The organism is Streptomyces cahuitamycinicus, assembly GCF_002891435.1.
GTDB classification, from domain to species: Bacteria; Actinomycetota; Actinomycetes; order Streptomycetales; family Streptomycetaceae; genus Streptomyces; species Streptomyces cahuitamycinicus.
The window spans coordinates 1-20,151 of sequence record NZ_POUC01000118.1 but is presented as its reverse complement, the minus strand read 5'-3'; the positions used below and the strand labels follow the sequence as shown (position 1 = coordinate 20,151).

Here is a 20,151-nt window from a genome sequence, read left to right as displayed (position 1 = left end):
ATCCCGCCCGGCTGCGCGCCTACCTGACACAGGCTCAGTTCTCCGGCACTCCGCTGACCACGCCCGAGCTGCTGGACGCTACGGCGACACTGCTGGACCACTGGACCCTCGGCGCACAGGAGAGTGCGGCGCTCGCCCGGCTGCTGGCCCGCGCCGAGGGGCTGCGGCCGGCCGGCCGGGTGACCGACCGGCTGGGCCGCGGCGGCCAGGCCTACGTGAACGACTCCCGCGGCCTCCGCCGCATGCTGATCATGGATCCGGCCACCGGTGCCGTCCTCGGGCTGGAGAGCACCTTCACCGAGCCGGAGCCCGCGTACGGCGTCGAGGAGGGTGACGTCATGTCGTACAGCGCATGGATGCGCTGATCACACCCCGATGACGGCGAGTTGCCGGGCGGCGGCCTCCACGGCCTGCTCCAGCGGCGTGGCGATGGTCATCGGACCGACCCCGCCCGGCACCGATGTGATCAGCGAGGCCCGCTCCACGGCGGAGTCGAAGTCGACATCCCCGACGTCCCCGACGCTGTACCCGGCGTCGATCACCAGGGCGCCGGGCCTGCCGCGGTGCGCCGGGCGGGTGCGGTGCCGTTCATGAGACGCGCCTGCGACATGATCCACTCCTGGGCCGATGTGCTGCTTCGCCCAGGCGCACGGCATCGACCTCCGCGGGGCCGCCCCGGTGTGGGCCCACCTTCAGCGCCGGTCACGCCCCGGCCCCACCCTGACGGAGCCCGGTGGGCCCACTGCTACTCGTCCCAGGCCTGGACCAGGGTCTGCTCGGCGATCTTGCCGTCGCGCAGCCCGATCATGGACTCGGACAGGACGCGCACCCCGTCCGCGTACTCGCAGCTTTCGCTGTAGGCGGCCTCGTCACCCTGGATGACGCACCGCTCCAGCTTGTGCGACATGTCCCGGCTGTAGACGTCCTCCAGCATCCGGCCGATCTCGTCCCGGCCGTGCAGGACCTTGGGGTGGCTGGGCTGCGTCGTGCGGTCCACGATGCGCAGCTCCGCATCGTCGGCGTACAGCGAGAGCAGCATGTCCGGGTTCTGCCCTTCCAGGCCCCGGCGCAGCGTCTCTCGGTCGAAGGCGGGTTCTGCCGCTGTTCCCATGACGACTCCCTTCGAAGGGCCGCGACCCGGCGGGAGCGGGCCGCGAAAGGCCTCTCCTCCCGAGGCTCCTCCGGCCCGGCCCCCTCGGCAAGCGCTGGGCTGATGGGTGAGGCAGACCGCCCGCCCGTGTCCGCCGGGGGCCCGCCCGCGTTGCGAAACGTATGATCTCAAGACGACGTATGGTCGCCGCCGTTGCTCTCGCCGTTGGGCGTCACCGGCCTCGCCGCGCCGATGGCGAACGCGGCCGACGCGGAAGCGAAGAGCCCGCTCAGCCCGATGACCACGCTCGACTCGCTGACCGTGAGCGACATCCCCGCCGCGCACAAGGACGAGATCCCGCGGCCCTCCTCGCAGCTCGCCGGGCTCAACCGCCTCAACGACCTCGACCAGCTGAACCAGGCCGTCGGTCTGGTCTCCCCGGTCTTCGGCTTCCTGCCGAACGTGCGCTGACCGCAGCGTGTGCGTGAGGGCCGCCCGCACCCGGGCGGCCCTCACGCACGCCCGGGCTCAGTCCGCCGTGGCCAGGAACTGCGTCGCCGCCAGCTCCGCGTAGAGCGGATCGGCCGTCACGAGCTCACGGTGCGTGCCGACGGCCCGGACCCGGCCCGCGTCCATCACCACGATCCGGTCGGCCATCGTCACCGTCGACAGCCGGTGCGCCACCACGAGGACCGTGGTAGTACGGGCCACGTCCGCGACGGTGTCGCGCAGCGCCGCCTCGTTCACCGCGTCCAGCTGCGAGGTCGCCTCGTCGAGCAGCAGCAGCCGGGGCCGGCGCAGCAGCGCGCGGGCGATGGCGACGCGCTGGCGCTCGCCGCCCGACAGCTTGGTGCCGCGGTGCCCCACGAGTGTGTCGAGGCCGGCGGGCAGCCGGGAGATGAGGCCGTCGAGCCGGGTCGTCTTGAGCACCCGCGCCAGGGCGTCCGCGTCCGCCTCCGGATTGCCCAGCAGCAGGTTGTCCCGCAGGGAGCCCGACAGGACGGGCGCGTCCTGCTCCACGTAGCCGATCGCGGCGCGCAGCCGGGACAGCGCCCAGTCGTCCAGGTCCCGCCCGTCCAGCGTGATCACACCCGACTCGGGCTCGTAGAACCGTTCGATCAGGGAGAAGACGGTGGTCTTGCCCGCTCCGGAGGGGCCGACGAACGCCGTCATGCCCTGCGCCGGCACGGTGAACGTCACCCCGTGGTGTACGTAGGGCAGGTCGTCGGCATAGCGGAAGCGGACGTCGTCGAAGGCGAGGGCGGCGGGCTGCGCGCCGGTCGAGGGCAGCGGCGCGGCATCGGCGGCCGGCTCGGCGGGCAGGCGCAGCGCCTCCTCGATGCGGGTGAGGGCCGCGGCGCCCGTCTGGTACTGCGTGATGGCGCCGACGACCTGCTGTATCGGGGACATCAGATAGAAGACGTACAGCAGGAACGCGACCAGTGTGCCCACGTCGACCGCGCCGGTCGCGACCCGCGCGCCGCCCACGGCGAGCACCGTGATGAAGGCGACCTGCATGGACAGCCCCGCGGTGTTGCCCGCGGCCGCCGACCACTTGGCGGCCCGCACGCTCTGCCGCCACGACTCCTGGGCCGCCTCGTGCAGCGTCCGCTCCTCGCGGTGCTCCGCGCCGGACGCCTTAACGGTGCGCAGGGCGCCGAGGATCCGTTCCAGCGAGGCACCCATGACACCCACCGCGTCCTGCGCCTGCCGGCTCGCCTTGTTGATGCGCGGCACGATCACCCCGAGAATCACACCCGCGCCCAGGATGACGGCCAGGGTGACGCCCAGCAGCACGGCGTCCACCAGGCCCATCATCACCACCGTGGCGACGAGCGTGAGCCCGCCCGTGCCCAGGCCGACCAGTGAGTCGGTGGTGACCGCGCGCAGCAGGGTGGTGTCGGAGGTGATGCGGGCCATCAGGTCCCCCGGTTCGCTGCGGTCCACGGCCGTGATCCGCAGGCGCAGCAGATACGACGACAGGGCACGCCGCGCGCCGAGCACCACCGACTCGGCGGTGCGGGTCAGCACGTACGAACCCAGCGCGCCCACCGCCGCGTTGGTCACGACCAGGGCCGACATCGCCAGCAGGGCGCCGGTGATGGCCCGCTCGTGCGAGAGGTCGTCGATCAGCTCCCGCGCCACCAGCGGCAGAAGCAGTCCGGTCGCCCCGGTGACCAGCGAGAGCAGCGCCCCCGCGAACAGGGACCAGCGGTGCGGGCGTACATATGCGAGGAGCTGCCGCCACGCGGGTGTGGCCATCTCGGTCCCTGCGATGCTCACGGCGCTCCCTCGGCGTCGGCGGAGCGTTCAGGCTACGACGCCGCCGACCCGCCCGGCCTGCCCTTTCCGCCCTTTCCCGGCCGAGAAGGGTGGCCGATCCGCGTCCCTTACCGATCAGTCGCGCGTAGGGTCGGAGAGGAACGGACCCGGCCGACGAAGGAGTCAGCACCATGGCCCAGGAAGTACGCGGCGTGATCGCCCCCGGCAAGGACGAGCCGGTGCGGATCGAGACGGTCCTGGTGCCCGATCCCGGACCGGGCGAGGCGGTGGTGCGGGTGCAGGCCTGCGGGGTGTGCCACACCGATCTGCACTACAAGCAGGGCGGCATCAACGACGAGTTCCCGTTCCTGCTGGGCCACGAGGCCGCCGGCGTGGTCGAGGCGGTCGGCGCCGGCGTCACCGACGTCGAGCCCGGTGACTTCGTGGTCCTCAACTGGCGCGCGGTGTGCGGGAAGTGCCGGGCCTGTCGGCGGGGGCGGTCCTGGTACTGCTTCGACACCCACAACGCGCAGCAGAAGATGACCCTCGCCTCGACCGGCCAGGAGTTGTCCCCGGCCCTGGGTATCGGTGCCTTCGCGGAGAAGACGCTGGTCGCGGCCGGGCAGTGCACCAAGGTCGACCCGCGCGTCGCCCCGCAGGTGGCCGGGCTGCTGGGCTGCGGTGTGATGGCCGGCATCGGCGCCGCGATCAACACCGGGAACGTCGGCCGGGGCGACTCGGTCGCCGTGATCGGCTGCGGCGGTGTCGGTGACGCGGCCATCGCCGGATCGCAGCTGGCCGGAGCAGCGACGATCATCGCCGTCGACATCGACGACCGCAAGCTGGAGACCGCCCGCTCCATGGGCGCCACCCACACCGTCAACTCGCGTGAGAACGACCCGGTCGAGGCGATCCGCGAGCTCACCGGAGGCTTCGGCGCCGACGTCGTCATCGAGGCCGTCGGCCGCCCGGAGACGTACAAGCAGGCTTTCTACGCCCGTGACCTCGCCGGCACGGTCGTCCTCGTCGGCGTCCCCACCCCCGAGATGAAGCTCGACCTGCCGCTGCTCGACGTCTTCGGCCGCGGCGGCGCCCTGAAGTCGAGTTGGTACGGCGACTGCCTGCCCTCCCGCGACTTCCCCATGCTGATCGACCTGCATCTGCAGGGGCGTCTGGACCTCGGCGCGTTCGTCACGGAGACCATCCGGCTCGACGAGGTGGAGAAGGCGTTCGATCGGATGCACCACGGCGACGTGCTGCGCTCGGTGGTGGTGCTGTGATGACGACCCGCATCGAACACCTCGTCACCTCCGGGCAGTTCAGCCTCGACGGCGGCACCTGGGACGTCGACAACAACGTGTGGATCGTCGGCGACGACCACGAGGCGATCGTCATCGACGCCGCCCACGACGCCGACGCCATCGCCGAGGCAGTCGGGGACCGCCGGCTCACGGCCATCGTGTGCACGCACGCCCACAACGACCACATCGACGCCGCCCCCGCCCTCGCCGAGCGCACCGGCGCCACCATCTGGCTTCATCACGACGACCTGCCGCTGTGGAAGCAGACCCACCCGGACCGCGAGCCGGACGCCTGGCTCGTCGACGGCCAGGTCATCGAGGCCGGCGGCGCCGACCTGCGGGTCCTGCACACCCCGGGGCACGCGCCCGGCGCCGTCTGCCTCTACGAACCGGGGCTCGGCACCGTCTTCACCGGCGACACCCTCTTCCAGGGCGGCCCCGGTGCCACCGGCCGCTCCTTCTCGCACTTCCCGACGATCATCGACTCGATCCGCGACCGGTTGTTCACCCTGCCGCCCGAAACGACGGTCCGCACCGGCCACGGCGACTCCACGACCATCGGCGCGGAGGTCCCGCACCTGGAGGAATGGATCACCCGAGGCCACTGATCACGTGTCGCCCGTAAAGGCGACAGAAGATGTCCGGCTTACCCGTCACCCTGTAGGCGACAAGCAGCCACGGTCACAGGAGGTCGGACATGTCAGCTCCGTTGCAGGGCAAGGTCGCACTGGTCGCCGGTGCGACCCGGGGTGCCGGGCGGGGGATCGCCGTCGAGCTCGGCGCGGCCGGCGCCACGGTCTACGTCACCGGCCGCACCACCCGCGCCCGCCGCTCGGAGTACGACCGCCCGGAGACCATCGAGGACACCGCCGACCTGGTCACCGCCGCCGGCGGCCGGGGTATCGCCGTCCCCACCGACCACCTGGACCGGGCGCAGGTCCGGGCGCTCGTGGACAGGATCGCGGACGAGCAGGGCCGCCTCGACGTCCTCGTCAACGACATCTGGGGCGGCGAGATGCTCTTCGAGTGGGACACCCCGCTGTGGGAGCACGACCTCGACAACGGCCTGCGCCTGCTCCGGCTCGCGATCGAGACGCACGCCGTCACCAGCCACCACGCCCTGCCCCTGCTGCTGCGCAACCCCGGCGGCCTGGTCGTCGAGGTCACCGACGGCACCGCCGACTACAACGCCGAGAACTACCGCGTGAACTTCTTCTACGACCTCGCCAAGGCGTCCGTCCTGCGCATGGCCTTCGCCCTCGGCCATGAACTCGGCCCGCGCGGCGCCACCGCCGTCGCCCTCACCCCCGGCTGGCTGCGCTCGGAGCTGATGCTGGACGGCTTCGGGGTGAGCGAGGAGAACTGGCGCGACGCCCTGGAACGCGTTCCCCACTTCGCCATCTCGGAGACCCCGCACTACGTGGGCCGGGCGGTGGCCGCGCTCGCCGCGGACGCGGACGTGGCGCGCTGGAACGGCCGGTCCCTGTCCAGCGGCGGCCTGGCCCAGGAGTACGGCTTCACCGACCTCGACGGCAGCCGCCCGGACGCCTGGCGCTACCTCGTCGAGGTCCAGGACGCGGGCAAGCCCGCGGACGTCACCGGATACCGGTGACGCGGACGCGCTCGGCATCTGGTCGGGCGTGATCGACCCTCTATGTGTAGGTATGTCCACGGTGCGCCGGTGGGGTATGTCACTGTTCCGTCGCAGCCCCGCCGACGGCACAACCGGAACCGTTCCCCGGCCGTCTAGCTGGCAGACACCGCAGACCCGCTTTCGCGAAAGGGCATGACCAGCCATGGGGGACGTACGCAGACGGAGCGCCGTCGCACTGGGTATCACCGGTCTGGTGGCACCGCTCACGCTCGCACTCGGCGCCACGCCGGCGCAGGCCGCGAGCTGCACCACACAGGCCGGCCCGTACCAGAAGAAGGTCGAGAAGTTCCTCGGCCGTCCGGTCGACGGCAAGCAGTCCGCCGCCGACTGCAAGGCCATCCGCGCCTTCCAGACCAAGCACGGCATCTCCCCGAACGCCGGCTACGCCGGGCCCGTCACCTGGGGCGTGATGGACCTGATGCAGAAGCAGAAGGCCGTCGGGAAGAACCCCAACAAGGACGGCAAGTGCCCGGTGAACAAGGGCCGGATCGCCTGCGTGAACCTGACGCTCCAGCTGAGCTGGATCCAGGACGGCAAGAAGCTCGTCTACGGCCCCGTCCCGGTCCGCACCGGCCGCAACGGGTACGAGACCCGCACCGGCCTGAAGAAGATCTACTGGCGCAACATCGACCACGTCTCGTCCATCTACGACGTGCCGATGCCCTACGCCCAGTTCTTCGACGGCGGCCAGGCCTTCCACTCGGTCGGCGTCAGCATGTGGAACCCGCCGGGCTCGCACGGCTGCGTCAACATGACCAAGACCGACGCCAAGAAGTACTGGTCGCTGCTGAAGAAGAACGACGACGTCTTCGTGTACGGCCGCAAGCCGGGCACCTGATACCGGGCACCCGGCTCGCGCCCTGCGTTCCCTACCGGGGAGCGTCCCCGAAGTCCGGGATCTCCAGCCTGACCCCGCCCTGCCGCGCCGACTCGTGCGCGACGATGCCCGGCAGTGTGTAGCGGGCGGCCACCCACGCGTTCACCGACGGCAGGGCGCGCGTGTTGACGGCGGTCACGAAGTCGTCCACCAGGAAGTGGTGGCTGCCCTCGTGGCCGTTGTGGAGGTTGTCGAACTCCCGCGGCAGCCGCGCCCGGTCGTGCACGGGCGCCGACCCGGAGGTGAAGGCGGCCCGCAGCTCCGGCGCGATGTGCTGGAGCGAGGGATCGTCGGGCGCCATGGTGGGCTTGGGCTCCAGCAGTTCGCTGATGTCCTTCACCCCCTGCTTGTCCTGCCACAGGGCGACCGTGGCGAGCTGCTCCATGCTCGCCTCGGTACCGAAGAAGCGGAAGCGCGACTCCCGTATGTGCGAGGGATAGCCGACCCGCCGGAACTCGTTCGTGCGGAACGAGCCGCCGCCCGCCACCTCGAAGAGTGCGGTGGCGTTGGAGACGTCGTTGCCGAACTGGCTGACGTCCTTGTCGAAGACGCCGTCGCCCCGGTCGTCGACGACACCGATCGCCGACACGCTCACCGCGTGCGTCTGCCAGGCGCCCAGCACCCCGCCGACCGCGTGCGTCGGGTACAGCAGCGGGGGATAGCTGGCGGTCGCCTTCCAGTTCTCGCCGCCGCTGTACTGGTAGGCCTCGTAGAACCCGAGGTCCATGTCGTGGACGTAGTCGCCCTCGGCGTAGAAGAGCCGCCCGAAGGCGCCCTCGGCGATCTGGTTGCGGGCGTGGACCGTGGCCGGGTTGTACTCGCTGGTCTCGCCCATCATGTAGGTCAGCCCGGTGGCTTTGACCGCGTCGATGATCGCCGCGATCTCCTCCGTGCTGATGGCCATGGGGACGGCGGAGTACACGTGCTTGCCGGCGTTCAGGCCCTGGAGCACCAGCGGCCCGTGCGTCCAGCGCTGGGTGAAGATCGCGACGGCGTCGACGTCCTCCGACTCCAGCATGGCCTGGTAGGACGGGAAGGTGCCCGCCAGCCCCTGGGCGGAGGCGAGTTGGGCGGCCCTCTCGGGCAGCAGGTCGGTGACGTAGACGTCGCCGACGCCGGGGTGGGCCTGGAACAGGGTGGCGAACTGGCCCGAGAACTGTCCGGCGCCGACGATGCCGATGGAGAACGTCATGGAGCGCGTGCCCTTCACTGGGAGAGGATGAGGTTGATCTGGTCGTTGGTCTGATCGAGGCTGCTCACGGGCTTTCCGTTGCCGTAGATGTCTTCCATCGCGGGCGCCATCAGCGCCGTCATGTCCGCGGAGTAGCTGGCGATCGGGTACGAGAAGGTCCGGGAGTGCTTCTTGTCGGCCACCGGTTCGGTGAACGCCGAGACGTCGATGCCCTTCTTCCGGTACGCGGCGACGGCGGCCTCGGTCCCGGCCGGGGTGGCGGGGAAGACGACGCCGTACCTGCCGACGACGCTCTGGCACTCGTCCGAGGCCAGATAGGCCACCCACTTCTTGGCCCCCGCCTTGTTCTTGGAGGCCTTGGTGACGGAGTCGGCGAGGCCGTTCATCATCGTGGCGCGCTTGCCGGTCGGGCCGACCGGAGTCAGGGCGGTCTTGATGTCCCTGCCCTTGAAGCCCGCGTAGGTGGAGATCATCCAGGCCCCGTCGAACGCGGTGGCCGCCTTCCCCGCCGCGACCTGCGTGTTCTGCTGGTTGGACTGGATGTTGTAGTCGGACAGCGGCGGCATGTAGCCCTTCGCGGCCAGACCGAAGTACCACTTGACGACCGACTGGAAGGTTTCGCTGTCGTACTGGTACTCGGTGCCCCAGCGCGGCTTGTCCAGGTAGCTCCATCCGGCGGAGGCGGCGAAGTTGCTCCACTGCGTCTGGCCGTCGCCGAAGCCGCCGCCGCCCGTGGCCAGGCCATACACCCTGACGTTGTTCTTGTCGAAGCCCGGCTCGTCGCCCCGCTTGCCCTTCTTGTCGATCGTGAGATGGGCGATGGCCTTCTCGAAGGTGCCGCCGTCCTTCGGATTCCAGGACAGGTCGCCCAGCTGTTCGGCGGTGAGCCCGGCGTCCTTGGCCATCTTCCCGTTGTAGAACAGCGCCACCGTGTCCCAGTCCTTGGGGGCGCCGTACCGGTGTCCGTCCTTCCCGATCCAGTTGGCGGCGAGGCCCGGCTGGTAGTCGGAGTTCTTGATGCCGAGGTCGTCGAGCGGTTCGAGGACCTTCAGATCGGCGAACTGGCCGAAGTTCTGGATGTGGTCGGTGAACACGTCCGGCTGGGTGCCCGCGATGAACCCGGCGGTGAGCTTGGTCCAGTAGTCGCTCCAGCCCAGCTGCGTGATCTTCACCTTGAGTCCGGGGTTCTCCTTCTCGAACCCCTTGGCGCAGGCCTGGTAGGCGGGCAGCTGATTGGCGTCCCACAGCCAGTACGTGACGGTGTTCGCGGAGGAACCGGCCGCGCCGCCCTGGGCGCATCCGCTGACCAGGGACAGCGCCAGCGCTCCGGTCGCCGCGACGAGCGGACGAAGTCGAATTCGCATCACAGTCCCCTTACTTGATCCCGGTGAAGCCGATGGAGCTGACGATGCGGCGGGCGAAGCAGGCGAACAGCACCAGCATCGGCAGCGCGGCGATCAGCGTCGCCGCCATGAGCCCCGACCAGTCGACGCCGGTCGCGGGCGTCTGCGCCCGGAAGACCGCCAGCGCCACGGTCAGCACGCGCGAGCTGTCGCTGTAGGACACCATCAGCGGCCAGAAGTAGTCGTTCCAGGAGGTGATGTACGTCAGCACGGCCAGCGTGATGACCGGCGTGGACGCCATCGGCAGGACCACCCGGAAGAAGATCTTGATCTTCCCCGCGCCGTCCAGCAGAGCGGCCTCCTCCACCTCCTTGGGGATGTTCATGAAGAACTGCCGCAGGAAGAACACCGCGAACGGGGTCATGAAGAGGCTGGGCAGCGCGATGCCGAGGAGCGTGTCCACCAGGTGCAGTTGCTTGATGAGTACGAAGTTGGGCAGCAGCGTGAAGATGGTCGGCACCATCATCCCGGCCAGGAACAGCCCGAACACCTTGTCCCGGCCCCGCCAGCGCAGCCGCGAGAAGGCATAGGCGGCCATCGCGGAGAAGAAGATCTGACAGCCGGTGATCAGGGTCGAGACCAGCACCGAGTTGAGCAGGTAGCGCCAGAAGTCCAGCCCGCCGCCCGCACCACCCTGCGCGATCGCCTCCTCGGACGACTGGAGGCCCAGGGCCCGTTCGAAGCCGCTGGTGGTGAGGTCCACCGGCAGGGGGTTGGTGGGGTCGGCGCTCAGGCCCGCGTTGGTGGAGAGCGCGGTGCGCAGGATCCAGTAGAACGGCAGCATGGTGATGAGGACGATCAGTCCCATCACGGTCCACGCGGCGGCCCGCCCGAAGGGGAACCTGCGCCGCACCGGTCGTAGGGTCGTGGTGGTCGTCACGGCAGCCATGGCGGTGTCTCCCTTCCGTCAGCCGAGGTCGGTCCGGCCGGCCCGGGTGAGCCGGTACTGCAGGACGGTGATCGCGCTCAGTACGACCAGCAGGGCGACGGACATGGCCGAGGCGTATCCGAACTGGAAGCGGCCGAAGGCCGAGCCGTAGATGTAGTACTGCAGGACGTTGGTGGCGTTCGCCGGACCGCCCGCGGTGGTCACGGCGACGGTGTCGAACACCTGGAACGACCCGATCACCGTCATGATCAGGACGACCGCGAGCACCGGACGCAGCAGCGGCATGGTGATCCGCCAGAACATCCGCCACTCGCTCGCGCCGTCCACCCGGGCCGCCTCGTACATGTCGCCCGGAATGGCCTGGAGGCCGGCGAACAGCAGCAGGGCGGTGTAGCCCACGTGCCGCCACACGTTGATGAGCGCGATCGTCGGGATCGCCCAGGTCTCGTCGGCGAGGAACGGGATGCGGTCGGCACCGAGGCCGCTGATGATCTCGTTGCCGATGCCCAGCTGGGTGTCGAGGATCCACAGCCAGACCAGACCGGCGACGACGTTCGACATCAGATACGGCGTCAGCACGATCCCGCGCAGCATCGCCGACTGGGTCAGCCGCTGCAGCAGGACGGCCATGGCGAGCGCCGCGACCGTCTGCACGCCGATGTTGATGGCGACGTACTCGACGGTGACCCACAGGGAGTCCCAGAAGATGGGGTCGTTGACCATGCGGACGTAGTTGTCCAGGCCCACCCACTCCGCCGGCGTCAGCAGGTTGAAGCTGGTGAAGCTCAGGTAGATGCCCCGCAGGGTCGGCCAGAGCAGGAAGACCAGGAAGCCGAGCAGGGCCGGCGCGATGAAGAGCGCGGCCAGCCGCCCGTCTCCCCGGTCCTCACCGGCCACCCCCTGTCGCGTCCGGGTCCTGCTCGGAGCCTCCGCCGCGCCGCCCGTGGGCAGACGTGAGGGAGGACTGCTGGAGGCGATGGTCATCGGGAGACTCCCTCGCTGCGGCGGCTCGTCCTCTGGCGGGACTTACTTTTGGTGCGAAACAATTGCCGCGTCAAGAGGCCTGCAAACATCTTTTCCCAGAAGCCGACATGGGCTTAGAGTGGTCATGTTGGTTTCGGTGTGAAAAAAATGGGTGAGGGGAGTCGGACCTCCATGACGGAAGGCACCGCCGGCTGGCTGCCGCTGAGCCCGGGGGAACGCTCCGTGGCGATCGAAGTGCTCGTCCACGGCCCGCTCTCGCGCACGGAACTCGCCCGCAGGCTGGGCCTGTCGGCCGGCAGCCTCACCCGGCTGACCAAGCCGCTGATCGAGTCGGGGCTGCTGGTCGAGGTGCCCGAAGCCGATGCGCCCGCGGAGTCGCGCCAGGGCCGCCCCTCCCAGCCTCTGGACGTGGTCGCCGACTCGGGCTTCTTCCTCGGCTTCAAGATCACCGAGGACATGGTCTACGGCGTCGTCACGAGCCTGCGCAGCCACATCGTCGCCCGGCACGACCGCCCGCTCACCACCCACGACCCCGCCGAAGTCGCCGACGTGCTGGCCGAGATGACCGCCGAACTGGCCGAAGGCCACCCCCGTCCCGCCGGGATCGGCATCGGGGTCGGCGGCTTCGTCCAGGATCGTGCCGTGGTCGGCGAGTCCCCCTTCCTGCTGTGGCGGGACGTGCCACTGGCCGACCTGGTCGAGGAGCGCACCGGGCTGCCGGTGGTCGTCGAGAACGACGTCGCCGCCCTGGTCGAGGCCGAGACGTGGTTCGGCGCCGGGCGCGGCCTGGAGCGCTTCGTCGTCCTCACCATCGGCGCCGGCCTCGGCTACGGACTCGTCCTGGGGGGCAGGCGGGTGCCCTTCGCGGAGGAGGACCGCGGCTTCGGCAGGCACTGGATCGTCGACTCCAGCGGTCCGCTCACCCCGGACGGCAGGCGCGGCAGCGCCGTGTCGCTGCTGACCATCCCCAGCATCCGCTACCAGATCCGGGCCGCCACCGGCAGCGACCACACCTACGAGGAGGTCCTGGCCCTGGCCGCCGCGGGGGACCCGATGCCCGCGCGGGTCGTCGACGAGGCCGCGCGGGCCCTGGGCACACTCGTCGCGCAGATCTCCAACTTCGTGATGCCGCAGAAGATCCTGCTCGCGGGGGAGGGGGTCGGGCTGATGGACGTGGCCGGGAAGACGGTCGAGGAGACGGTCCGTGACCTCCGGCACCCGCTGGCCGCCCCGGTCGCCCTGGAGACGAAGGTGTCCGACTTCCACGACTGGGCCCGCGGCGCGGCCGTGTTGGCCATCAAGGTGCTGGTGCTGGGATCGGCCGAAGCATGAAGGACGGCGAACGTCCGGGCGGCGAAAGGTACTCGCAGGTGGCTGATGTGAACAGCCTCACGTTTACCAGGAGATGGACGTGATCAGTAACACTGTCCGAAATGCCGGTTTAACTCCTGATTACTCACGTCGCCTTCACGTCCGGCGACGTATGCTTCACAGCATGTCCACCACCGTTGAAACATCATCCGAGCGATCGGCTGACGAGGTCAACGAGGAGATCCGAGCGCTGTGGCGCCGGTCGGGCGGGACACTGAGCGTCGAGCAGCGCGAGGAGTACCAGCGGCTCGTCCTGGAGTGGGCCTCCGCGGCCCCGCAGTAGGCGCCGGCGGCCTGACCTCCGGCCCGGCCCGCCGCGCATCGGACTCTCCTCGAGGGGCACCCCTGATCCAATGGGTGCCCTTCTCGCACTTTCCTCGGCCGTCGTCTACGGCATCGTGGACTTCACCGGCGGCCTGCTGTCCCGGCGGGTCCATCACACCGCCGTCACCTTCCTCGGCCAGCTGGGCGGGCTGCTGCTCGCCAGCGCCGCCGCCCTCCTCCTGCCCGCCGACGCCGTCCACCCTGCCGACCTGCTGTGGGGCGCGCTGTCCGGCGTCGGCAGCGGCACGGCCATGTGGTTCCTCAACCGCGGGCTGAGCAGAGGGGACATGGCTGTCGTGGTGCCGGTGAGCGCCGTCACCGGTGTCGCGCTGTCGGTGCTGTGCGGAGTGCTCGTCCTCGGCGACCGTCCGGGCGCCGTCGCCTGGCTGGGCATCGCCGTCACGGTGCCCGCGCTGTGGTTCGTGGCCGGCGGCAGGGCCGGTGCCGAGAAGGGGACGGCGGACGGACTGGTCGCCAGTCTCGGCGTCGCCGTGCAGTACCTCGCGCTCGGTCAGGCCGGTCCCGGGAGCGGGCTGTGGCCCGTCGCCGCGGGCCGGGTCGCCGCCGTCCTCGTGCTCCTGCCGGACGCCGCGCGTCACGCCCGACGGCTGAGGCTGCCACCGGTCCGCTGCGCCCAGGCCTTCCTCATCGGGGCCGGGGCGGCCCTCGGCCTCGTCCTGTATCTCCTCGCCGCCCAACGGCAGTTGCTGGCCGTTGCCGTGGTCCTGGCCTCCCTCTACCCGGCCCTCCCCGTGGTGCTCGGCCTCGCCCTGCTGCACGAGCGGATCAGCCGCCGTCAGGCGGCGGGGCTGCTGGGGGCGGGAATCGCGACCGTACTGCTCACCCTGGGCTGACGGGCCCGACCCGCGACGGCCGGCCACCCGCGTCATCCCCAAGTGGCCGAGTAATACTGCCGGTACGCCTTGCGGTCCTGCTCCGCACGGATCCACCGGGTCGCCACCAAGGCCACGAGGCTGCCCGCGATGACGAGCATGCCGGGCCCGACATTGCGCGGATCGGTGAGGCGGGTCAGCAGCGTCGACACGTCCGCGCCCGTGATCGGCGCCGACGAACCGGGCGAGGCCGCACCCGGCGAGGCCGACGGCGCGGCTGCGGCGCCCGTGCCACCCGACGACTTGGCCACGATCAGCTTGACGCCCAGCTCCGTCAGCGCCTTCGTCACCGGCTGGAAGAACGTCGTACCGCCCGCCTTGCAGTCCCCGCTGCCGCCCGAGGTCAGGCCGATCGCGACACCGTCGGCGAACATCGGGCCTCCGCTGTCACCGGGTTCGGCGCACACGTTCGTCTCGATGAGGCCGGTGACCGTGCCCTCCGGGTAGTTGACGGTCGCGTTGAGCGCCGTCACCTCTCCCTCGCGCAGCCCGCTGGTGCTGCCGCTGCGGAAGATCTTCTGTCCGACCTCCGCGTCGGCGACGCCCGTGATCCGCACACCCTTGCCGTCACCGACAGCCACCACGTCCGCGCCCTTGCCCGCACGGCCGCCGTCGTACTTCACCAGGGAGTAGTCGTCGCCGGGAAAGCTCCCCCTGAGGGACGTGCCGACCTGCTGCCGGCCCCGGTCGTCGGCGAACCAGACGGAACCGTCGGGCCCGCAGTGCCCCGCCGTCAGGATGAAGTCGCTCTTGCCGTCGGTCACGTTGAACCCCGCCGAACAGCGCCCGGCGGTCGACAGGATGGGCTGCGCGCCGTTGACGCGCGTCGTGAACGTGCCCTCGGTGCGCTCCATCCGTACGAAGGAGCCGATGCGCTCGGCGACCTCGGTCATCCGGGACCAGTCGGAGGCGGAGACGGTGCTGTCACCGCGCACCACCACCTGGTTGCTCTTGTAGTCCAGGGCCCATGAGGTTCCGGCCACCCTGGGGGCCGAACGCAGCGTCGCCGCAGCGGACTTCAGGTCGCTCATGCTGTGACCGACCATCTTGGCCCGCGCACCGGCGCGCTGCACCTCGGCGGCCGCCTGCTCGTCGGTCACCGCGACGACCGGTCGCCCGGACGAGTCGATCCAGCTGCCCGCCGTGCGCGCGTTCCCGAGCCGGGACACGAGGTCGGTGCCCTCGCCCGTCGCCGGCGGCGCGGTGAACGGGACGCCGATGACCGGGGCCGACGGCTCACTCGCCACGGCGTTGGTGACCATCCCTCCTCCGAGGAGGAGTCCGCCGACGGCCGCCAGCCGTGTCACTCGCCGGACGACCCGTCGTCGTGCGTGCCTCATGCATGGCTCCCGAACCAGAACATCACGGTGCGAACACCGCAGGGACTCCCTTGAGTTGAGTGCCCTTCATCCATACGGGGCGCAGCCGTGCCGCGTTCAGCGCACCGGTGATCTCTTCGGCGTCACCCGGCGACCGGGGCCGCGAGCAGGGCCCCGCTGCGCGCGTCGCCCCACACCGATCCGGGATCGACATAGGGCCGCAGCAGGGCGGTGAGCGCCGGGTCTCCGCGGCCGTTCAGCTCGTCGGAGGCGATCTTGCGGGCGATGCCGGCGAGGAAGTCCGCCACCTGCACCCGCGCGTCGTCACGCGCGACGACGAGCCGCAGCCCGGTCAGGCCGATCCCGGCCCGCCGGGCCGTCGTCTCGATCCATGCGATGCGCTCCGGCGTCAGCATGTTCTGCCGGTCGTGCACGAGGTGGATCGGCCGCCCGCTCCCGCTCCAGATCCCCGCCGTCCGCACGATCGCCGGGAGCAGCGGGTTGAGCAGTGGAATCAGGGGCGGCCCGGCAAGGAAGCCGTCCCGGTACGCCACCGCACGGGGCCGGGTCGTGGCGAGCCGCTCCAGGATCCGTGCCGCGTCCGTCCGCGGATGCGCCCGGCGCAGGGTGTCGACGGTGCCGTAGAAGGCGTCCACCGGGTCCCCGTCATGGCGGACCCGCAGCAACTGGTTGGCCGCCTCCAGAAAGGCCCTCCAGCCCACCTCCCCGAAGAGCGGGCGCCCCGCGCGGAACAGGACGGCCGCCTCGGCCGCGTCGTCCAGCAGCAGGCCCAGGGTCCGGTCCACCACGAAGTACGTCTTCTCCATGAGGTGCACCCGCGCCCGCCCGTCGACCGGGCCTTCCGGCGCGAGCAGCCACTCCAGCACCGTGCGGTGCTTCTCCCGCAGCAGGTGGGTCGCCTTGTACTCCTCGGCCGGTGAGCGGATCCGGTTCCGGATCTCCGCCACCGTCGCCGCGGCCGACGCCACGGACAGCGAGACGCCGGCGTGCGCGAACACGTCCGTGTTCCCGCCGGTGAGGTTCTCACCGTCCGACCCCGACTCGTCGCAGGCGATCTCCAGAAACGCGCCCGCCGCCCCGCCCCGTTCGACGTCCGCAACATTCCAGCTCACCGCACGGCCCCCTATCGTGTGCCCATGACCAGGATCCCGCACGAGACGTCCGGTGAACCGAATCCCCTGCAAGCCCTCACCCTCGACCGCCTCCGGCAGCGCACCAGCATGAAGTGGCGCACCTATCCGGAAGACGTACTGCCGCTGTGGGTGGCCGAGATGGACGTGCCGCTCGCCGAGCCCGTGGTGCGCGCCGTCACCGACGCGCTCCACCTCGGCGACACCGGTTACGCGGCCGGTACCGCCTACGCGGAGGCCCTGGCCGCCTTCGCCGGGAAGCGGTGGGGCTGGGAGGGGCTCGCCGTCGAGCGCACCGCGATCGTGCCCGACGTCATGCTGGGTGTCGTCGAGATGCTCAAACTGGTCACCGGCCCCGGTGACACCGTGGTCGTGAACCCGCCCGTGTACCCGCCGTTCTACCTGTTCGTGGAGCACATGGACCGGCGGGTGGCCGAGGCCCCGCTCGGGGCGGACGGGCGCATCGACCTGGAAGCCCTGGAGTCGTCGTTCCGGCAGGCCGTGGCGGACGGGCGGCGAGCCGCCTACCTGCTGTGCAACCCCCACAACCCGACCGGCACGGTGCACACGGAAGCGGAACTGTCCGCCGTCGCCGGCCTAGCCGAGCGGTACGGCGTGCGCGTCGTCGCCGACGAGATCCACGCCCCGCTCGTGCTCGGCGGCGCCGGCTTCGTGCCGTATCTGAGTGTGCCGGGCGCCGAGCGCGGCCTGTCCCTGATGTCGGCCTCCAAGGGCTGGAACCTGCCCGGGCTCAAGGCCGCCCTCGCGGTCGCCGGGCCCGGTGCCGCCGCCGACCTGGACCGCATGCCGGAGGAGGTGGGGCACGGCCCCAGCCACGTCGCCGTCATCGCCCACACCGCCGCCCTGCGTGACGGCGTCACCTGGCTGGACGCCCTGCTGTCCGGCCTCGACGGCAACCGGCGGCTGCTCGCCGGCCTGCTCGCCGAGCACCTGCCCGCGATCCGCTACCGGCCGGGCGACGCCACCTACCTGGCCTGGCTCGACTGCCGCGCCCTCGGAGTCGGCGACGACCCGGCCGACGTCTTCCTGCACCGCGGACGCGTCGCCCTCAGCTCGGGCCTTCCCTTCGGCACCGGCGGCACGGGCCATGCCCGCCTCAATCTGGCGACCTCACAGGAGGTGCTCGTGGAGGCCGTGCGGAGAATGGCGGCGGCGCTGCGGTGAACCCGGGGACACGCTCGTACACTTCCCGGCATGGACGACGGGACAGCGGCTGAACTGGGCGCGGGCAAGTACCTGCTGGTCACCAGCTACCGCAGGAACGGCACGCCGGTCGCCACCCCGGTCTGGGTGGTGCGCGACGGCGAGGCGCTCGGTGTGTGGACCTCGGCCGACTCCTGGAAGGTGAAGCGCATCCGCAACCGCGCCGACGTGCTGGTGGGCCCCTGCGACCTGCGCGGCAACTCCACCGGCGACCAGGTGCCCGCGACGGCGGAGATCTGCGACGCGGCCACCACCGCCCGCTACCGGAAGCTGATCGCCCGCAAGTACGGCCTGACGGGCCGGCTGACCCTGTTCGGCAGTCGGCTGCGCCGGGGTGCGGACGGCACGGTGGGCATCCGCATCACCCTCTGACGAGCCCGCTGGGGACGTCAGCTCCAGGCCCGGTAGGGCTCGTCAAGCAGCTGGAAGACCGGCTCGCCGCGTACCGGGTCCTTGGCCGTGGACAGCCGAACCCGGTCCCCGCTGTGGATGCCGATCGGCGGGCCCATCACCCGGCCGCGCACGACGAACCCCTCGGACATCTCTATCTGCGACACGTTGCGCGCCGCGGGGGTGTTGCGGTGCACCACCGTGGAGTGGCGGACGGTGCCCGTGCCCTCGGCGCGCTCGGTGCGCAGCTCGCTGCCCCGGCAGACCGGACACAGCAGCCGGTGGTACATGGCGGTGCCGCACCAGGTGCAGCGCTGGAAGAGAATGGCCTCCGGGCTGTGGCCCCTCGGGTCGAGCAGACCCGTGGCGGAGCCGGCTGTCTGCTGAGCGACGCTTCCTGACTGGTACACGCTGGTCAACTCCCTGCACTCGGCCGGAATCCGCGCACGCGATCACCCGCGCACACGTGTGCGCGGTTCGCCGTGCCACCGTGCACGCAGCACAGAGTATGGCACTCAGTGCCACTGGTAAAGGCACTCCGTACCCTCAATGTGAGGGCGCTCAGTCCCTCCCCAGCGTCGCCTCGATCTCCTGCACCACCCGCCACAGCGGTGCCCCGCGCCGTGCCACCACCACGACCACGTCCGCCGGCTGCTCCGCCGCCGGCGGCACCGGTGCGCCCCCGAACGCCGACCGCACGTAGGCCAGCGCGTGGTCGACCGCGGTGCTCGCCTCGCCCTGCCCGTCCGAACGCAGCCAGGAGCGCAGGGCGTTGTTGTGCGCCGCGACCACCGCCGCCGCGATCACATCGGCCTGCAGGGTGCCCTCCCGGCGGGCGGCGAAGCGCCGGCGCAGGTACTCGGCGAGGGCCCGCTCGTAGCGCCACACGACCGACAGCTCGTAGGCGCGCAGCCCCGGCACCCGCTTGGTGAGGCGGTAGCGCTGTACCGAGAAGGTCGGGTTCTCGGCGTACATGCGCAGCACGAGCCGCGCCGCGTCGCAGACCCGCCCGACGGGTTCGTCGTCGTCCGAGCCGCCCGCCAGGAAGTCCGTCATGTCGGCCAGGCACCGCTCGTGGTCCGGGAAGACCACGTCCTCCTTGGAAGGGAAGTACCGGAAGAACGAGCGCCGTCCGACACCGGCGAGCGCCACGATGTCGTCGACGGTGGTCTGCTCGTACCCCCGCTCCAGGAACAGCCGGAACGCCGCCGTCACCAGGGCGTCCCGCATGGGTGGCTTTCCGGTGCCGGCCTCGTCCTTCGCGGAGCTCATGGGCGCGAACGTAGCACCCGGCGGACCATTCGTGGCACTCAGTGCACACCAAGGGAGGTACTGAGTGCTCTCCCTGCCAGGCCTGACCGGTCGCTGAACCCCGGACGCGCAGGCCGCGTATCTAGTGCCGGACGATCCCCGAAGACGGGCGCCCCCCGGCCCGGACGAAGGAGTACAGCGTGTCGACACCGTCCGAGCCCCGGCCGCCGCACGACGGCCCGGCCCTCGAACCCATCCGCGTCCTGCGGCCCCGGCGCACCGACGCCCTCGCGGAACTGATGCGGGAGTTCCGGCAGGACGCCGGCCGGGAGCCCGCCGGCTACGAGTCCGTCGCGCTGCCGGGCCGACCGCCGGCCGGTTCCGAGGCCCTGACGCAGGAAATCCCGCCGGTCGCCCGCGAGAGCCGCCGGCGCGCCGACGCCGTACCCCCGGGAGCCGGACTACGCCGCGCCGCCGTCGCGGTGGCCGTCCTCGCGGCCGCCGTGATCGGCTTCGGCGGCGCGCTCCTGCTCCGCGGTGGGCAAGGGGACGACACCGCGGCTCCCGCCCCCGGTC

General features: G+C 71.0%; 19 protein-coding genes and 4 pseudogenes. 12 read left to right on the top strand and 11 right to left on the bottom strand.

All coding sequences use genetic code 11. The features are described from left to right. A pseudogene (locus C1J00_RS17945) lies at positions 1 to 365 on the top strand (CU044_5270 family protein); the annotation flags it as partial. Here C1J00_RS17945 and C1J00_RS17940 read toward each other — a convergent pair. Both C1J00_RS17940 and C1J00_RS17935 read right to left on the bottom strand, forming a co-directional pair. Next, positions 366 to 557 (bottom strand): annotated as a pseudogene (locus tag C1J00_RS17940) (bifunctional 5,10-methylene-tetrahydrofolate dehydrogenase/5,10-methylene-tetrahydrofolate cyclohydrolase); the annotation flags it as partial. It abuts the pseudogene before it with no gap. 188 nt (positions 558 to 745) lie between these two features. After that, positions 746 to 1,111, bottom strand: coding sequence for a nuclear transport factor 2 family protein (locus C1J00_RS17935; RefSeq protein ID WP_102910087.1), 366 nt, complete (start codon positions 1,109 to 1,111; stop codon positions 746 to 748). A gap of 161 nt (positions 1,112 to 1,272) precedes the next feature. On the opposite strand from C1J00_RS17935, the pseudogene C1J00_RS17930 reads away from it, so the two are divergent. Then, positions 1,273 to 1,561 (top strand): annotated as a pseudogene (locus tag C1J00_RS17930) (hypothetical protein). A 57-nt stretch (positions 1,562 to 1,618) separates the two neighbouring features. On the opposite strand, the gene C1J00_RS17925 reads toward C1J00_RS17930, so the two are convergent. Next, entirely contained in the window at positions 1,619 to 3,352 is a 1,734-nt protein-coding gene (locus C1J00_RS17925) for an ABC transporter ATP-binding protein (RefSeq protein WP_102910090.1), read from the bottom strand. A 191-nt stretch (positions 3,353 to 3,543) separates the two neighbouring features. Between C1J00_RS17925 and C1J00_RS17920 the strand changes: the two genes are divergently transcribed. The 4 genes from C1J00_RS17920 (at position 3,544) to C1J00_RS17905 (ending at position 7,145) form a co-directional block, all read left to right on the top strand. Further along, complete coding sequence (locus C1J00_RS17920; protein WP_102910086.1) at positions 3,544 to 4,632, top strand: S-(hydroxymethyl)mycothiol dehydrogenase; 1,089 nt, start codon at positions 3,544 to 3,546, stop codon at positions 4,630 to 4,632. Then, positions 4,632 to 5,261: an MBL fold metallo-hydrolase gene (locus C1J00_RS17915; RefSeq protein ID WP_102910085.1), complete on the top strand. Its 630-nt coding sequence runs from the start codon at positions 4,632 to 4,634 to the stop codon at positions 5,259 to 5,261. The genes C1J00_RS17920 and C1J00_RS17915 overlap by 1 nt, the downstream gene beginning before the upstream one ends. Before the next feature lie 89 nt (positions 5,262 to 5,350). Next, positions 5,351 to 6,265: an SDR family oxidoreductase gene (locus C1J00_RS17910; protein ID WP_102910084.1), complete on the top strand. Its 915-nt coding sequence runs from the start codon at positions 5,351 to 5,353 to the stop codon at positions 6,263 to 6,265. Positions 6,266 to 6,449: 184 nt separating this feature from the next. Continuing rightward, complete coding sequence (locus C1J00_RS17905) at positions 6,450 to 7,145, top strand: L,D-transpeptidase family protein (RefSeq protein ID WP_102910083.1); 696 nt, start codon at positions 6,450 to 6,452, stop codon at positions 7,143 to 7,145. 31 nt (positions 7,146 to 7,176) lie between these two features. Here C1J00_RS17905 and C1J00_RS17900 read toward each other — a convergent pair whose 3' ends face one another. Genes C1J00_RS17900 through C1J00_RS17885 form a run of 4 tightly spaced genes read right to left on the bottom strand, consistent with a single transcriptional unit; the run spans position 7,177 to position 11,652 of the window. Beyond that, the gene (locus C1J00_RS17900; protein WP_102910089.1) at positions 7,177 to 8,376 is read right to left on the bottom strand and encodes a Gfo/Idh/MocA family protein; all 1,200 of its coding nucleotides are present in this window, start codon (positions 8,374 to 8,376) and stop codon (positions 7,177 to 7,179) included. A gap of 14 nt (positions 8,377 to 8,390) precedes the next feature. Then, positions 8,391 to 9,740, bottom strand: a complete 1,350-nt coding sequence (locus C1J00_RS17895; RefSeq protein WP_102910082.1) for an ABC transporter substrate-binding protein — start codon at positions 9,738 to 9,740, stop codon at positions 8,391 to 8,393. A 10-nt stretch (positions 9,741 to 9,750) separates the two neighbouring features. Continuing rightward, positions 9,751 to 10,668, bottom strand: a complete 918-nt coding sequence (locus C1J00_RS17890) for a carbohydrate ABC transporter permease (protein ID WP_102910081.1) — start codon at positions 10,666 to 10,668, stop codon at positions 9,751 to 9,753. 18 nt (positions 10,669 to 10,686) lie between these two features. Then, positions 10,687 to 11,652 (bottom strand): carbohydrate ABC transporter permease, encoded by a 966-nt coding sequence (locus tag C1J00_RS17885; protein ID WP_102910080.1) that lies wholly within the window; start codon positions 11,650 to 11,652, stop codon positions 10,687 to 10,689. A gap of 171 nt (positions 11,653 to 11,823) precedes the next feature. On the opposite strand from C1J00_RS17885, the gene C1J00_RS17880 reads away from it, so the two are divergent. The 3 genes from C1J00_RS17880 to C1J00_RS17870 all read left to right on the top strand — a co-directional run bounded on the left by C1J00_RS17880 (position 11,824) and on the right by C1J00_RS17870 (position 14,201). Then, on the top strand, positions 11,824 to 12,984 hold the full coding sequence (locus tag C1J00_RS17880; RefSeq protein ID WP_102910079.1) for an ROK family transcriptional regulator: 1,161 nt from the start codon (positions 11,824 to 11,826) through the stop codon (positions 12,982 to 12,984). A 163-nt stretch (positions 12,985 to 13,147) separates the two neighbouring features. Next, the gene (locus C1J00_RS17875) at positions 13,148 to 13,306 is read left to right on the top strand and encodes a hypothetical protein (RefSeq protein ID WP_180989589.1); all 159 of its coding nucleotides are present in this window, start codon (positions 13,148 to 13,150) and stop codon (positions 13,304 to 13,306) included. A 70-nt stretch (positions 13,307 to 13,376) separates the two neighbouring features. Further along, entirely contained in the window at positions 13,377 to 14,201 is an 825-nt protein-coding gene (locus C1J00_RS17870; RefSeq protein ID WP_102910077.1) for an EamA family transporter, read from the top strand. Positions 14,202 to 14,233: 32 nt separating this feature from the next. On the opposite strand, the gene C1J00_RS17865 is transcribed toward C1J00_RS17870, so the two are convergent. Beyond that, positions 14,234 to 15,580, bottom strand: coding sequence for a S1 family peptidase (locus tag C1J00_RS17865; protein WP_102910076.1), 1,347 nt, complete (start codon positions 15,578 to 15,580; stop codon positions 14,234 to 14,236). A 122-nt stretch (positions 15,581 to 15,702) separates the two neighbouring features. Continuing rightward, positions 15,703 to 16,692, bottom strand: coding sequence for a hypothetical protein (locus C1J00_RS17860; RefSeq protein WP_102910075.1), 990 nt, complete (start codon positions 16,690 to 16,692; stop codon positions 15,703 to 15,705). 24 nt (positions 16,693 to 16,716) lie between these two features. On the opposite strand from C1J00_RS17860, the gene C1J00_RS17855 reads away from it, so the two are divergent. After that, positions 16,717 to 17,895, top strand: coding sequence for a MalY/PatB family protein (locus tag C1J00_RS17855; RefSeq protein ID WP_102910074.1), 1,179 nt, complete (start codon positions 16,717 to 16,719; stop codon positions 17,893 to 17,895). 30 nt (positions 17,896 to 17,925) lie between these two features. Then, the gene (locus C1J00_RS17850) at positions 17,926 to 18,306 is read left to right on the top strand and encodes a PPOX class F420-dependent oxidoreductase (RefSeq protein WP_102910073.1); all 381 of its coding nucleotides are present in this window, start codon (positions 17,926 to 17,928) and stop codon (positions 18,304 to 18,306) included. A gap of 17 nt (positions 18,307 to 18,323) precedes the next feature. Here the strand turns inward: C1J00_RS17850 and C1J00_RS17845 are convergent, their stop codons facing one another. Both C1J00_RS17845 and C1J00_RS17840 read right to left on the bottom strand, forming a co-directional pair. After that, on the bottom strand, positions 18,324 to 18,734 hold the full coding sequence (locus tag C1J00_RS17845) for a Zn-ribbon domain-containing OB-fold protein (protein ID WP_102910072.1): 411 nt from the start codon (positions 18,732 to 18,734) through the stop codon (positions 18,324 to 18,326). 151 nt (positions 18,735 to 18,885) lie between these two features. Continuing rightward, positions 18,886 to 19,554, bottom strand: a complete 669-nt coding sequence (locus C1J00_RS17840; protein ID WP_102910088.1) for a TetR family transcriptional regulator — start codon at positions 19,552 to 19,554, stop codon at positions 18,886 to 18,888. 221 nt (positions 19,555 to 19,775) lie between these two features. On the opposite strand from C1J00_RS17840, the pseudogene C1J00_RS17835 reads away from it, so the two are divergent. Continuing rightward, positions 19,776 to 20,151: pseudogene (locus C1J00_RS17835) on the top strand (peptidoglycan-binding protein); the annotation flags it as partial.